We start from the raw sequence: 15,616 nt of genomic DNA, 5'->3' as shown, positions 1-15,616 counted from the left end.
GTAATTAAATGAATAAAATGTAATTATAGGAAGAGGGAACGAAGGTATAGTTCTTCACCAATGACACATAGACTCCGCACAATAAAAAACGGGCAAAGGGGCTATAAATCCTATGCCCCTTCCCCGCTTCCGCTTAACGAACGATGCGCAGGTTCACTGCCACCAGTGAATTCTGCTGTTTCTTACGATCAAAACTCACTTCTCTGGTAAACTCAAGCTTCATTCCGACTTCCAATGAAGGCACCTGCCTGGGAATGCGGAAATAGATTGATTCATCCTCCACGGCAAGAAAACCAAATCCCTTTTCTTGATTCAGTGTGCGTATCACCCCGATCTCACGGGGTGCAGCAGACTCCCAAAGCCTTCTCAGCTTCCCACGTAGCCGCCCAAAACTCTCAAGCGGATAGTCTTCAGGTGTGATCTGCTCAGCATAAAGCTCACAGAGTTGCACTATTCGTTCCCTGAGTTGCTCAGCAGATTTCGACTGGCTCCAATTCTCTTTCTCTGCGATCAGGCGTGCAAATTGCATATGCTCATATGCTTCCTGAAAGCGCTCAAGGCGCTGCAAGAGAGACGCCATTTCCTGCCCGATGAGCCTGTAACAGAGCTTAATTTCATTTGCCTGCAAGGCAGCGCGGCAATACCAGAGCCAGGCATCATCATCCCGGCCCAGTTGTTCATAGATACGTGCAATATCCGCCCGGATATACCATTCTTTATACCGACCATCAAGGGTCAGGAGATCCTGCAACGCCTCTTCCTGAATGCCGCTTCTGGCTTTTGCCAATGCATGCCACCAGGGGAAGAAGCGATTATGGGTATAGAGCTTCATGCCTTCTCCCGCCAGTCGCTGACATTCCTCATACTGCTCCATCAAAAACGCGGCTTTGATGGCATAGAAATACCAGCGTTCACACTCCGACATTCTCCCTGCTTGCCTCGCATCCTTTTCCAATGTGGATGGATCGATCATCCCGGCAAACTTATAGATAATATCCCATTTTCCTCGTTGTTTGGCCTCACGACAAATCCCGAGCACAAGCAACTTTCGAATCAGCGCATCCTCCGTTCGTTCCAGCACATACATAGCCGCACTGCGCATTTTTCTAAAACGCTCATCGGTCATCGAGGTCTCTTCTTCCCATCCCTCTAACTCCTCTTCTCTCTCTTCTGTCTTTTTGAAATAGACATCATAGATACACCATGCCCACATGCTAAACACGTACTTGTCCTCTCTCACCTCTGGCCGCAACATCCACCCCCATTCAATACCTTCCTTTGACCTTTTTAAAGACCGCAGACATTTCAAATAACGAGAATGAGAAAAAGCATCATCAGGTCTGGCTGCCAATGCCTTTCGATAAAGTTCAGCAGCCGTCTCAAACTGTCCCTGTTTTTCAAGCTCCCATGCTTGCTGCTTTACATCATTCCCGGAATTTTGCATATCTTCATACATGTGGTGAGATACTCCTTTACCTCAACAAACTCCACTTTGGGATCTACATCCAACAATTCTTGTAAAGCAACGCGGTCGGATTCTTCTATAGTGGAGAAAAGAAGCACTTGCTTGATTGCCCTTCTGGTATATTCAAAAAGAAGGGAGAAATCGATATACTCGTCTGCAAACGGCTCCAGAAGTCGCATATAATGGCAGACTTCACGGAAATACGGTTCCAGATAGATCGGGCTTTGCTCAGTTACAGGTGGCTTTTTCGCCTCAAGCAAACTCTGGACCTTCGGAAAAATTTCGGCTTTTACCCATTCATTGGAACTCTGTATATTCCAGCTTCTCTTCTTTGAGTTATAGAAGAGCGAAAGCGTTACGCTCTTTCCCCGATGCGTCAGCCTGATATTGACTCCATATTGGATCAGTGTCGCGGTACACTGATACCCGGTCTCGCTCAAATATCTCCTCACCTCCTCTGCCTTCGCCTTCAGTAATTGCTGCACTTCCTCTGGCATCTTCTCACCTATCGATGTTACGAATGATCGTGAGCAAATCTTGAATAAATGGGTGATTATAATCGGTATAATAGAGCTTCACTTCCTTGATTGCCCGGGTCAGTGCAATGAAGAGTTTCTTTCGATCTTTGCTCACACGCTGCCATATCGCATCCATATCCTCAAACGGGGACTGCGACTGAGCCAGGCGTTCTGTATCGACAATAAACACATACTCTCGCTCTAATCCCTTCGCCTCCATATAATCAGCAAGAATGACATAATCGCCCAGCCCCCTGGCATCCTCAGTTGCCCAACGCACCGGGATTCCCTGCTGTCGTAGCAAATCATACACCTTCGGTAGGAGCCCCTCCCGAAGCCCAATACAGAGCATTCTCCGAGACAAGTACAGGGTGTGATACTGCTGGATATCCTCAATGAGCCGATCAAGCAATGCTTCCTCATTCGCGAAAGGCGTCAACTCTGGTTCATTCTGAAATGGGCTCTTTGGCTTGATTGCCATGTCATATTGTTCCTGCTGAAGCTCTTGTACGATTAGCGGATCTTTTGTCAAAAAACGCCAGGCAGTTTTGGCAACTAGCTTCGGACTACGATACATCATGAAGCGCTTATGCAATGCGGCCCTGGTCTTCTCAACCTCCACATAGCCCCACTCGATGTTTCTTGCAAACAGCTTCTGCCCCACATCCCCCACCAGAAAGAGGTTCTTTTCGTTTCTGAGGAACTTCTTGGCAACCAGAAGCATCTGCGTGTTAAAATCCTGAATCTCATCAACCATCAGGAAATCAAACCGCCTGTACGCTTCCGCTTGCCCTTTCAAAATCTGAAGACATTCGGCAGGCAACACCCGTTCGATATATTCCGCTTCTGTCCGCCCTTTCAAAGCATCAGCACGCCAGGCCTGAAAATCTTCCCTCATTACATCCCGAACGACGTGCTCCATCAGCTCAACAATATCATAGATAAACAGCGATCTGTTTTCTCCACGATAGCACTGCATCGCAAGGTTATCATATATAATTTTCTCGTTCAGGATTCGCTCCAACTCTACCTTCAGCGCCCGGTTATAGGTCGTGATCAAAATTCTGTAGCCAGTTTCCCCAAAATGTGATTTTGCCAGATGGAGCGCACGCGAGAGCAAAACGTTTGTCTTTCCACTCCCAGCCACATCCGCCATGTAGACCTTGTCCGCGAACAGTACACTCAGTGCCCATTCTTGCTGCTTTATATCCAGGTGCGCAAAGTGTTTTTCTGCTTCACTTTCTTCTCGTGCACCTACCTTCATTTCTCCCGGCATGATCCGCTCCACGGCAGTCACAACCTGTTGCGCAGTATAGACAGATCGTTCCGCTCCAGCATTCCGTAACCCGGCAATTCGCTTGAGACTTGCCAGAGTCATCTGTGCACCAACCATATCATCCTGAAAAAGCGTTCGTTCCAGATCAATCACCATCCGGCTCTGGGGATTATCTGCCTGCGGATTCACAAACGCATTCTGGAACTCAGCCCGTACCATACGAGGATAAAAAACTGCATAGCTGACCCACACTTTCGGAGAGAGACCTTTAACAATCTCCATAAAATCAAGGTAGTATCTACGTGCCTGATCCCAGGGATTACGGATGATGGTTTCACAATTCCTCTTGTCGACTTTGCGCACATTCCACTGATCGAGAAACTGGAAGTTATTCCTTTTTATATCCCAATCCTTCACCTCAATCACCACCACTCCGAGTTCTGGCCCCACCACAACAAAATCAGGCTGATGCTCATAGCCGCTTAATCCATTTCTGGGATCCCAGGCCACACAGCGAGGCTCACACAAAACAAAGTACTCGTCAGAGAGCGTCTGCAAGCACCTCAGTGCCTCTTGCTCCGCTTTCTTGCCAGCTCGGTTCTCTTCCCGCATATTTTTCCATACATTCTCCCCGGGCAGCACCCTTGCCATCTCTACACCTCCTCCACTTTCCAGATCGGCCATAGCGCCTTCTCAAGCTCAAAATATGTGAAAGCACGCTTTCCAGTGTTCACCTTATTTTCACCTTTCAATTGTTTTACAATATAGCTGATCTTTGTACGAATCTGCGCCGATGTTGCTCCCTCGGCTCTCTTCTCTGCAAGAAGAGCGGTCAGGCCCGCATAAAATGCCGTGTTCTGGTCGCTGGTCTTCTCGACAAAGCGAGAAGAAGAGGTATTATCACGCTTATCATATATCTCAAACTGCCAGCCCCCATTCTGCATGTTGGCAGTAATGACGAGCTCCACCGGTTGAAGTGCGTCCTGCAAAGGAGGTAGATAGGGCTTCAACCGTTCCTGACCCAGATAGGCTTTCAGGAATTCAATAGCGACCTCAGGAGAAACCTGCGTGTTCAACAATGTCGATCGGGGGCTGAGCAGACAGAGATAACACCCCTTTTGCTGGCACTTGCAATCGTGGAGTACCTGAAGATGACGGGATAAAAAGGCCTCCCAGTTCTCGAAGATCCTTTCAAAAGGAACAAGCCCGCTCTTATCGTTGCCATACAGGAAAGCACTCTCATACATTTCTTCCTCGTCGGCAGGATCGACAGATTGGACAAGCCGCAAATCTGCATCATCGAGGTTAAAATAATCGGGGATTCCTCGCAGCAGTACCGCAAGAAAATTCTCTTTCATTGCAGGGGAGAGCAGCGAAGCTGCAAAGCGGATCAACAAGCCCTCCCGCTCTATCGTTGTGCCAAAGCGAAACTGCTGATTATTCTCATCTGTATGCAGGACAAACTCGTCTCTCTTTCGCTGCATCTCATTGATAAAATAGAGCGTCCCTTTGGGTACATAATAGACTTTGCAGTATTTTGGTCCCCGCTGCGGCAAATGCTCCAGGGGCAGCCCGAGGCGTATCAAACGCGACACCTTATACATCTGCTCAGGATCGCGCCTTCTCTCAAGCTCCACAGGCAGACTGCTATCCGCACTTAAAGCGAAATACTTCCGAAACGGTTCCCCCTTTACGTCTTGCTCAGTCGTATATTTTTGCTGCTTATCAATCCGTACTACGATGCCCTTGCAAAATAGAATGCTTCCGGGTACCAATTGCGTTACTGCCTGCTCAGGTTCACGAGAAGTGAGCTTTCTTTCTTCCTCACTTTGCGTTTCTTTTCGATCATAGAGCACAATATCATCATTTCGGAAACCATAATCTGGAAATATGCCTTCCCGGTAGAGCTTCTCTAAGGTAATGGTGCCTCTCCCATTTCCTACTTTTCGCACTATGTTTCTGCAATCTCGCTCCAGGTCCTCTATAAACTCCTGGTACGCGTCTTTATCCAGAACCTCTTGCAATTTAAGCTCATCGTTTACGGCAAACACCTGAACATAGTCAGAAAGCTGATAAAGCTTCTCATACAACTCTTTTGTTTCGGTTCCGGCCAGAATATGCGCATAGCTATGAGCCCGTAAGAGCGCAACATTCCTCAGGGAGAAGCTCGGCGGTGTAATCTCTCCTTCAATCATTTGAGCAGGAGCCAGATAATAATAGCGGTCATGCGTATCATTCAACGATGCCAGCACGATCACAAGCGCCTGACGCTTTTGTCCTCGTCCGGCACGACCGGCCCGTTGCGCATAATTGGCGGGACTTGGCGGAAAACCAAGCATCATCACACAGAACAAATCATTGATGTCGACTCCCATTTCCATCGTCGGCGTACAGATCAGTGCCTGTTTCCTCTGCCCTTGCTTGAACGTGCGCTCGATTCGTTCTCGCTCTTGCGTACTCAACTCACCGGTATGGCATTGTACCTGCACAAACCACTCTTCCCAGTTCCTGACATGTCTCCCCCCATCACTACCTGAATGCGGTTCAATGCACACAGCCTCAGGAGAGAGTTGATAATAGGTCGTTCCCTTTGGCGTTTGCTTCAACACCAGCAACCCTCTCGCCACCAGCTCAGAGAGCATCGCCTGAAGCTTTTTCTCTCCATAGCGGGCAATCAATTCCTGATACCTTTGTCCACGCTCTCCCAGTGAGATAATGTCATAGCCCCGCTCATCCGAGCCAGACATTCCCACGCCATATCGCATCTCACATCTATACCTTTCAACATAGAAATACTTAATATTGCCTGCCTCGAAGGTATGGAAACTATCTCGATCAATGGCCCGCTCCGATAGAAAGACCTGTTCCAACAAAACCTGCTCATCATCATCAAGCTCATACTCTTCATTGAGCACGAGACGCCACCCCGCCGCTCCGTTCTCCCCATAGGTGAGCATCCTGCAAAACCAGAACGGCATCTCCTGAACAAATGCCAGTTCGTCTGGCTCTTCACCCTCTTGCCAGGAGTTGATTTCATTCTGTAGCTCTTCAAACGCCTCCGGCAAGGGCTTACACTCTGTCCAGACAGAGCGTGCGAGCAATGATAGCACATAACTGGCAAGCTCATCATGCAGCCGAACCCTGTACTTCGAGGCTTTTTCCCGAGCATCAACAAACCCCAATATCCTATTCGTGACGCTGGTCTCCTGATCTGAGACTACTGCCTCGATCACCTTCAGCGCTGCATACCAGTACATCGAGGTGTCACCGATTCGCAACGGTAAGGCTAGCTCCTGACGCTCAGGTTCCGGCAAGATAAAAAGAGTATGTGTCTTCTCTGTTTTCGCGCACAATCGATAGATCAACTTTCCCTCGGAGTCCTGCGTTATCTCAACAGCACACTCTCGCTCTCCATCCACTTCCATGCCCTCGAATGGCCTCACAAACACGCGGACTGCAACCGCATTGCCGGCCGGATCCTGAGCATAGAGTGCTCCATTTGCGAGATAGGCTATGCAATAGTCTGGCTGGTTTTTCCTCACTGGAAAGAGCATCCCATGACAATGCAGACAATAGATACAGCGGGAATCATGATAGTGTCCACAGAGCACACAGCGACTCACGTTACCATCCATATCACTCAATATGAGATGGACACGATAGTCCAGTAGAAGGGGAACAGATGGCTTAACGTCACGTAGATCTTCATTGATGTAATCGATCAGATTCCAATACGCCTCAACCACACTGCGAGGATCAGCAGGTTTACGCTCATACAGCCTCTCAAATACCTGCACCCACTCTCTGAAAACACAGGCTCTCTCTTCAAGCACATTCCGTATCTCTCGCACAAACGGGCTTTTCTTCAGCAGATGATAGATCGGGTTCTCTAATGCAGTGTTCCCCGAATAGGACCGCTCATATGCCTTTAGTTGCTCCTCACCAAAGAGCAGCCGCGCCAGCTCATGCCCTTGTGTAGATGATTTGTCCGCAGAGAACAGGGTATTTGGTACATGCTCCACTGATGGTAGAGCATCACAGGGCTGCTCATCCTGACCCGGTTGGAATGATGGCTCGATGAGCTTGACGCCCTTCTTCACAGCTTCAGGGCCAAAAAGCAGACTTACAAATTCCTCGATTTGCTCCATTGCCTGTTCAGCATAGAAGCCACCGCTCTGCCGCAAGGTACCACTCGCCCCAATATGGATAGGAGGCCTTTTGCAGAGGGTATGCAACCGCCGAAGTAAGAGGCTGAGATTTGCCCCACGAATACCCGAAAAATAATGGACTTCGTCAACGACAACGTAGCGTAGACTGTCTCGGGACTGCAACAAGAGCGGGCGATACTTTGGCATAGTGATCAACCGATCCAGCATGATATAGTTTGTAATCAGGATATCCGGAGGATTCTCCAACATCTCCTCACGACCTAACCCATACCTTTTCTCTTCTTCTTCTCCTTCTATTCTTTCAGGAGTCGACCCGACAAAGCACCCGACACGTATTCCAGTCCCATACACCATCCGTATGACGCGTTCAAGCTGATCATTTGCCAGCGCGTTCATTGGATAGAGAATAAGAGCCTTCACCCCTTGCACCCTTTGATCTCGCTGCATCAGACAATGATGTACGAGAGGAATGAGAAAGGATTCTGTTTTACCGCTCCCGGTACCGGTTGCGATAATCGTCGTATGCTCGTTTAAAATACAGCGAATGGCTTCTGCCTGATGGCGATACAATCGCAACGAAGCAAAACGTTGTGCTATTTCGCTATGCAAGCGATGTTTTCGGCAGAATTCGCTGAATTTCTCCTCGATCCACTCATATTCTTTATTCAAGGAAAAATAAATATCATCCTTTGAGAAGAGGTCTGTGGTCATCCTCCTGACCAGATCTTCCTTGATCCCAGAGGAGAGCAGTCGCGCTTCTATATCCTTATGATAGCGCTCCATAATTCCAAGCGCAGCAGCGACTGGGGAAGTCAGACGAGTGCCCATGCGCATTCCTTCCAGGCCTTCATACAAATGGCAGAGTTAAACGTAGCCATATTATAGAGCAGAAAATGCGTTTTGACCAGTATTTTATAGTACTAAAGAGAAAGGATGGAAGGTTCCTTATCAGTTATTCAAGAAAATGTTTTAATTCTCAATCAAAGTTAGAAAAAATAGATGACAGATACTTTACTTTGCTCTAAGTTCCGAAGAAATTTTTACTACGAAACAATCCTTTTTTGCTTTTTAGAACAAAAGCCATAGAAGATAGAGGGGCTGGAAAACCTGCTCCTGAAACAACTGTTATCGATACCTCCTATTCATGTCTATCTGTCTCAGGACAAATAGAAAGGGCTCTTCATGCGAAGAGCCCTACGAATTCAATGGTAGCATGTAACAAATGCACAGAAGAAGCAATACACATTCATCATATTCCTACAAAAACAATGGACGTGGTCAATAATACTCTTCAAGGAACATAGCATATCCTGGTTATGAGATCACTGCTTGCTCTCTCACACCATATGTTTTTCATCCTGAGATCAGCTCTTTTGTTTTCTATCTAGAAGCACGCAATACTCTCCTCAGCAGCTTTCCTCATCGGTTCAGAAGAACTTCTTTGTCTCTCTTGCATAGATGCATCTCTCCAATAGGGGAGCTTCAACCTTTCAACGGACGTTGAGAGCGTAGAAAATTGGACATGCTCCGTGAACAGGAACGTGACCACCCAACCAGCAAGAAAACCAATACAGAGGCCACAACTCCGAAGCAGTGTATTTCTTGTCACCGTCATACTCGCTTTCATGAAACAGCTCCATTATGGCTCCCTGAGGCCACTTCTACCGAAGCAGAAACAGGGTCCTCGTCACCTGAAGCAGAACGGCGGTTCAACAACAGGTTCAAGAGAGGAGAAGCCATCATCGTCGTCACTAATGCAACTACAACCAGAATTGAAAAGAGAGTTGGCGAGAGAATCCCCAGATCAAGCCCGATATTAAGCACAACAAGTTCGACCAATCCTCTCGTATTCATCAACACGCCCAGGGTCAACGATTCCCGCCAGGAATTTCGGCCCACGACCTTCGCTCCCAACACGCCACCAACAATCTTCCCCAGGCAAGCGATAAATAACAGAAGCAAAAGCAGGAGAAGCGAGACCGGTGTAAACACTAATCCGAGCTGTGTTTGCAGGCCACTAAAGATGAAGAAGAGCGGAAGGAACAGGATCGTATTGATCTGATCAATATGTTCTTCCTGCTCACGAAGCCACGGCCGACGAGGTAACACAAGTCCCGCAATGAAAGCGCCAAAGAGCGGATGCAACCCGATAGCATTGGTTATCGTCGCCGCTATGACCATGAGCAGCACGCTACCTATCTTCATTGCTGATACTGAGAGCCGGTGGGATAGAAACGTAAACAATGGACGGACCAGGAATAGCATAACCAGAAAGAAGACGATGGCTAACGCGGCAAGGGAGAGCGAGGAGACAACACCGTGTGCCCGGGCAACCGAAACCACCAGCGCCAGCAAGCACCAGGCAATAACATCATCAACCGCCGCACAGGTTAGAGCCAGTGTCCCGATTCGCGTTGCTACCAGTTTCTTATCTGTCAACAGGCGGGCCAGCACTGGAAAAGCAGTAATCGCCAGGGCAGTACCAATGAGCAAGAGAAAAGATGGCAAGGTTGCTTTAGAGCCAGCATAGGCAGGATAGAGAAAGAAGCCTGCCAGAATTCCCGTTCCAAATGGAAGCACGATCCCCAAAAATGACGCCGCCAATGCAGCTCGCCTCTGATTCAGCATCACATGAACTTCCAGCCGCGTTCCCAGGGTAAACATATACAACATCAGCCCCAGCTCACCCAGTGTCTGAAGCGTTGGAAGAGCTTCACGGGGAAAGAGGCTCATTTTCATCTCGGGAAACAATACCCCCAAAAGAGAGGGACCAAGCGCCAGCCCGGCCAGGATCTCGCCGACCACAGCCTGCTGACCAAGACGAAGACATACTACACGAAAAAGCTGTACGACGATCAGAATAACAATAAGTTGCAGGAGGATCTGGCCCGTCAGCATAAAAGCAATCCTTTCCGTGCTCTGAAACCCAATGATGGAGCGAGGCGTAAAGCCCCGCTACCAGACCAAACATATCGCGCTACAGGCTATCTCCCCTGACTCACATGAACACTACTTGTAATCACATCGGCGACAGAATAGGTGTGGTAATCAATCTTTTCCGCGATCTGTTCAGCGATCTTGAAGTGCTCTGTTGCCTTGCTGTTCCGAAGAAACGCTTCAAAAGCGGCCTTATCCTTCCATTGTGCATAGTTGATGACGCGCACCCCATCAAAACTCTTATGGATATTTGCAGAAATGAAGCCTGGCAGCTTGCAAATAACCTCCTCCGTTGCCTGTATTAACAGATCAATCAACTCCTGTTGTCGCTCCGGGGTCACGGTAAAGACATTAATTAAGGTGAATACAGACGAACCTTTTGTAATTGTACTCATCTTTCTCCTCATATATTCGCGTACAATGAGATCATATCCACTCGCCTCGGCCTCTCCTGCAAAGAAAACACCGGTACGTTCCCAAAGGTGGCAGCGGCCCAACCACTGCAATGAGACAGTGACAACGGAAACATGCTTCCATCCTGAGCTCTATAAAGGAAAGGGCGGCCATTCTGCATCTTCCATATTGCGAGTCGTCCACCGTGCTCACGAGAGAAGAACCGGGTAACAGCACTACAGACAGCCTGCCGTACGAGCAAACGTTCAGCATCTCGTTTTCCCCGCCGTGTGGCACAAAGGGAAACGGGAGCACGTCGAAGCTCAAGCACAATACGAGTTGTTTGCACTCCCTCGCCGTCAATTGGTTCTCTCCAGAGACAAACCAGGGCCCCGGAAAGTCCCTCTTCTCCAAACAGGAATATCTGCCCCTGGTAAAGTGCCTGCTCCTCAGTCATAGCGTGCAAGGGGCACCGCACCAGCGCTCCAGACGCACTAAACGTCACCTCGATATCCCGATAAGCCAAGCCGGCAAAGCCAGTGCCAAGCGCCTTTGTAAATGCTTCCTTGATTGTCCAGAGCCGGGCCAGAGATTGAGCCTCCTGCCCGGCCCACGCGATCTCGCTTGTGGTAAAGACACGCGCTATCACCTCAGGAGTTCGCCGCTGCATGCGTTCCCAGCGGTCGAGAGCACAGACGTCAAGCCCAAGACTCACCAGGCGTTGCATGCTCGTTCGATGCAGAAGCACACTCCGCGTTCCCTGTCCTCTGAACAACACATCGTTATCAGCATGCAGGACAATCTCTGCGTACCGCATAAGTTAATCCTGTTCAACAACTGCGACAACTCTGGTCCAGGCCGCACCAACACCCGCTATCGAGACAGGGAAACAGAGCACCTGGAACCCGAAAGATGCAGGCAGAAGATGCAGGTTTGCCAGCTTCTCCAATTGACAGTACTCTCGTTCTCTCCCATAGAGATGGGCGGGCCAGAGATAAGAATGATCTCCCGTTGCCCGATAATCGCGCAGCATCGCCTCCACAGGTCGATCAAGCCCCCAGGTATCAACCCCGATAATCCGAACCCCCTGCTCGACAAGGTAAGCGACCGCATCTCGCCCCAACCCGGGATAATCAGTTAGATACCGCTCGCTTCCCCAGAGACGATCACAGCCGGTCCAGATTAACACGATATCCAGCGGAGCGAGCTCTGTCCCGGCACTCGCAACCGCTTCTTTGAGATCGGCAGCACTGATTTCCTCGCCGGGCCCACGATGGCGCACATCAAGGCGAACGCCACGGTTATAGCACCAGGAGAGGGGAATATCAGTAATCTTTCGCGCCGGTCGTCCCTCCGAGAATGGCCCATAGTGAAGCGGCGCATCCATGTGTGTTCCCGTATGGGTGGTCAGGGAGATCTGTTCATTGGAGATCCCCATACCATCGGGGAAATCATGAGGCGAGAGGCCAAAAACCCCTGGCGCCTCATGATGTTCCAGTGTCGCCACTGTTACCGGTGTCGCTTCACTGGGAGTTGACTGAATCGGGAGACTCAGGTCAATCAGTGTTCTCATGCCTAATCACCCGAAACCGCCGTCACCCGCTGAAAACGTCGCTCTGCCTCCTGCTTCACCGCCGCCAGATCCGCGACACTGTTGTGCTCGACAGCGCCCCGCACCATCGCTTCTGCCTGCTCGGGTGTATACTTTCCGAGCACCAGACCATCAACAGCCGCACGAGGCGCAAAATCATGGGTCAGAACAAGCTGTGTCTGTTTCTCTCTCAAAGGGAAGCAGCGCCATTCGCCGCCCATCTGTTCCATCAGAGGCGCGGTCTGAATCTGTTGATAGCGAATGATGCGATTGCTGGCATCAAGGTCTCGCCGAGTTGTCCAGGATTGGATCTGACCACTGACATCAACCACCAGCTTTGCGATCTGATAATCGGCTCCCTCCTCAAGCATAATCACCTCCTGCGTTGGAGGGAAAAGCTTCGCGTAGCCCTCAACATCTGCCAGCACGTTATAAACAACCTCTACAGGCGCATCGATAGTCACACAATGTTCCGTATGAAACATGGATTCTCTCCTTCCGCTTGCTAGCCAACCTTCGAGCTCTCAACAAACGAGACAAGTTCAGCAACGGTATGTACATTCTTCAACTGCTTTTCATCAAGCTGAATGTCCATCTGCTTCTCGAGAATAGTGATCAGCTCGATCAACTCGGTTGAATCAACTGACAGATCATCAAGCAGGGTCGCCTCTGGTGTAATCTCCTGTCTCTCGACGCCAAGCTGTACCAGTGCATCTTGTACAAAGGTGGAAGTATCAGCCATACAAGGATGTTCCTTTCATTTCGGTAGCAATCTATTCCGCCATTCTCCGCAAAACCATAGCAGACTGTACGCCATCCGCTCCACGCGCATGAATCAGGGCATTACGCACCTGAGCAGGTCGCGCCTCTTCACTGACAAGCCGCATATGCGCCGCAGAAACAGGATGTGCTGATATGGGAGGAATCAAGTCATGTTGCATACTCAAGAGCGCTGTGGCAATTTCCGCCGCCGCTCCTGCTCCCAGGAGATGGGTAAGCGTTGGCTTACACGAGGTCGCCAACGGCTGTTCTCCGGGAAACACACGCTCCACAGCCTGAGCCTCGGCGAGATCAGCCGCCTGCACCCCCTGCGCATCAAGACCGAGATAGCCTATCTCATCTGGCTCAAGCTCAGCCTGCCTGAGTGCCTGCGTCATCAGCGAGGCAAGCTTCTTTCCCTCATCGGACCAGAGGTTCTCTGCCCGGGGAAGATAGCCTGTAGCCCATCCTGCGATTTCAGCGTAGACATGCGCCTGCCGTCGTCGTGCCGCTTCCAGCTCTTCCAGGACCAGGAGCACGGCCCCCTCACCGACCAGAAAGCCTCTTCCTTCCGGATCAAAGACACGGTATCCGGCAGGGTTCAGCCGCCCGCTATTGGAACAGAACGTATAGGTGTAGGGCGTAATCGGAGCCTCCGCGCCGCCCGCGAGCATAACATCAGCGCGCCCTTCCTCAATAGCGCGAGCTGCATACCCGATAGCCAGCGCACTACTGGCAGTATCCGCGATGATCGTTTTACTCTGTCCCTTTAACCCCCAATGAATAGAGATCTGCCCTTGTGGGGCGGTCGGGAACCAGGCTGAGGCCACATAAGGGCTGACCTCCCGATATCCCTGAGTGAGCAAATTTCGCAGGCTTGGATCCGTCACCCCCCAGCCGCCATACATATTCCCGATATAGACACCCGCCGCCTCGCGATGCTGAAACTCAATCCCACTATCCTCAATAGCGCGATGCGCAGCCGCCATCGCCAGACAACAGAACCGATCCATGCGCTTGAGCAGCCGCCTGGAAAATGGCTGGAATGGCTCGCTCTCCTCTATAATCCCCGCCTGCGAGGTCGAATAAGGTGTCGCATCAAACGAGGTGATCGACTGTGCGACCGATTGGCCGTGTAGCAGCGTCTGCCAAACGTCCTCCGGCGAGGAACCGCCAGGAGTAATCAAGCCAATGCCAGTGATGACAACCCGGCGTTTCATACAGCATTCTCCTCCTCACCGACTCGCTGTAGTACAATGGTTGAATGAATGCCACCAAAGCCGCTAGAAAGGCTGGCAATCGTATTGCCGTGCCATTCTCGTGCAACATGCGGAATGTAGTCCAGATCACAGGCAGGGTCCGGCTCATCCAGATTAATAGTAGGGGGCAACATGTGATGCTCAAAGGCCAGGGCACAAGCGACCGCCTCAATCGCATTCGCCGCAGCCAGAGCGTGCCCGATCATCGATTTGATAGAGCTAACAGGTGTTTGATACGCTTTTTGACCCAGAGCTTTCTTAATGGCATAGGTTTCACAGATTGAATTTTGCCGGGTAGAGCTGCCGTGCGCATTCACATAATCCACTTGCTCAGGCGTACAAGCAGCATCAGCCAGCGCAAGCGTTAACGAACGGCTTAACGCATCACCTTCGGCAGGCAAATCAGTCATATGATAGGCATTACAGGTACTACCAAATCCGCTCAATTCACAATAGATGTGCGCTCCTCGCCTTCTGGCATGTTCCAGTTCTTCTAAGATCACAAGCCCGGCTCCTTCAGCCAGCACAAAGCCAGTCCGATCTTTATCAAAGGGACGAGAGGCACGCTGTGGCTCGTCATTGTGCTGCGAGAGTGCTCCAATCACATCGAAGCAGGCGACCACCAGCGGCGTGATGGGCGCTTCCGCCGCACCAGCAATCATCACATCAGCCTCTCCGCGACGAATCACATCTAGCGCAAAGCCCAGGGCATCGTTTCCGCCGGTGCATCCTGTCGCCAATGTAGAACACACACTTTCCGCTCCAAATTCGGTCGCTACGACTGCTGACGTTGTATTAAAGGTTGCCGCTCTATAAAGGAACGGGTGAGCCGCAGCAGGAGGCACCGGAACCGTCCCGCCCTCGGTTAAGACCGCGAAGTGCTCCGCCATCCGCTTTGTTCCTGCAACAGCCGTCGCGATGCTTACTCCCAGGCGAGAGGGATCAAGCGTCGTAAAGTTAGCATCCTGCATCGCCTCACGCGCCGCTACAAGTGCCAGATGGACAACGCGGTCATCCTGATCGAGCATCTGCGGCGTAATGCCGAAGCGTTCAGGAACAAAATCCCGGCACTCGGCGGCAATCTGGGAGGCATGCCCGGAAGGATCAAAGCAAGAAATGCGACTGACAGCGGAACGCCCCTGCCAGAGAGCCTCTGCGAATTCCTTTTTCCCGATACCGCTTGGTGCGACAACACCGAGACCGGTAATAACGACTCTTCTCTGCATAGGAAAGGCTCCTTCTTTCCGCA

Annotated in this window: 12 protein-coding genes; all 12 read right to left on the bottom strand. The window is 50.5% G+C overall.

Features of this window, described 5'->3' with window-relative positions; all coding sequences use genetic code 11:
* Nucleotides 1–133 precede the first annotated feature (133 nt).
* Nucleotides 134–1,213, bottom strand: a complete 1,080-nt coding sequence (locus tag KTH_RS32010) for a hypothetical protein (RefSeq protein ID WP_497622947.1) — start codon at nucleotides 1,211–1,213, stop codon at nucleotides 134–136.
* 206 nt (nucleotides 1,214–1,419) lie between these two features.
* The gene (locus KTH_RS32005; RefSeq protein ID WP_111321214.1) at nucleotides 1,420–1,962 is read right to left on the bottom strand and encodes a hypothetical protein; all 543 of its coding nucleotides are present in this window, start codon (nucleotides 1,960–1,962) and stop codon (nucleotides 1,420–1,422) included.
* Nucleotides 1,963–1,966: 4 nt separating this feature from the next.
* Nucleotides 1,967–3,910, bottom strand: a complete 1,944-nt coding sequence (locus tag KTH_RS32000; RefSeq protein WP_170142499.1) for a nuclease-related domain-containing DEAD/DEAH box helicase — start codon at nucleotides 3,908–3,910, stop codon at nucleotides 1,967–1,969.
* A gap of 2 nt (nucleotides 3,911–3,912) precedes the next feature.
* Complete coding sequence (locus KTH_RS31995) at nucleotides 3,913–8,256, bottom strand: DEAD/DEAH box helicase (RefSeq protein WP_497622945.1); 4,344 nt, start codon at nucleotides 8,254–8,256, stop codon at nucleotides 3,913–3,915.
* Nucleotides 8,257–9,051: 795 nt separating this feature from the next.
* Nucleotides 9,052–10,326: a cation:proton antiporter domain-containing protein gene (locus KTH_RS31990; RefSeq protein ID WP_497622943.1), complete on the bottom strand. Its 1,275-nt coding sequence runs from the start codon at nucleotides 10,324–10,326 to the stop codon at nucleotides 9,052–9,054.
* Between the two features lie 86 nt (nucleotides 10,327–10,412).
* Nucleotides 10,413–10,760: an antibiotic biosynthesis monooxygenase family protein gene (locus KTH_RS31985; RefSeq protein WP_497622941.1), complete on the bottom strand. Its 348-nt coding sequence runs from the start codon at nucleotides 10,758–10,760 to the stop codon at nucleotides 10,413–10,415.
* A gap of 8 nt (nucleotides 10,761–10,768) precedes the next feature.
* Nucleotides 10,769–11,575: a holo-ACP synthase gene (locus tag KTH_RS31980; protein WP_497622939.1), complete on the bottom strand. Its 807-nt coding sequence runs from the start codon at nucleotides 11,573–11,575 to the stop codon at nucleotides 10,769–10,771.
* Nucleotides 11,576–11,578: 3 nt separating this feature from the next.
* Complete coding sequence (locus KTH_RS31975; RefSeq protein ID WP_497622938.1) at nucleotides 11,579–12,331, bottom strand: cyclase family protein; 753 nt, start codon at nucleotides 12,329–12,331, stop codon at nucleotides 11,579–11,581.
* Between the two features lie 2 nt (nucleotides 12,332–12,333).
* Complete coding sequence (locus KTH_RS31970; protein ID WP_111321230.1) at nucleotides 12,334–12,834, bottom strand: aromatase/cyclase; 501 nt, start codon at nucleotides 12,832–12,834, stop codon at nucleotides 12,334–12,336.
* 20 nt (nucleotides 12,835–12,854) lie between these two features.
* Nucleotides 12,855–13,091, bottom strand: a complete 237-nt coding sequence (locus KTH_RS31965) for a phosphopantetheine-binding protein (protein WP_111321232.1) — start codon at nucleotides 13,089–13,091, stop codon at nucleotides 12,855–12,857.
* Nucleotides 13,092–13,122: 31 nt separating this feature from the next.
* On the bottom strand, nucleotides 13,123–14,328 hold the full coding sequence (locus KTH_RS31960) for a beta-ketoacyl-[acyl-carrier-protein] synthase family protein (RefSeq protein ID WP_111321234.1): 1,206 nt from the start codon (nucleotides 14,326–14,328) through the stop codon (nucleotides 13,123–13,125).
* Entirely contained in the window at nucleotides 14,325–15,593 is a 1,269-nt protein-coding gene (locus KTH_RS31955; protein ID WP_111321236.1) for a beta-ketoacyl-[acyl-carrier-protein] synthase family protein, read from the bottom strand. The genes KTH_RS31960 and KTH_RS31955 overlap by 4 nt, the downstream gene beginning before the upstream one ends.
* Nucleotides 15,594–15,616 lie beyond the last annotated feature (23 nt).

The organism is Thermosporothrix sp. COM3, assembly GCF_059696735.1.
This window is presented reverse-complemented; position numbering and strand designations above follow the sequence as displayed.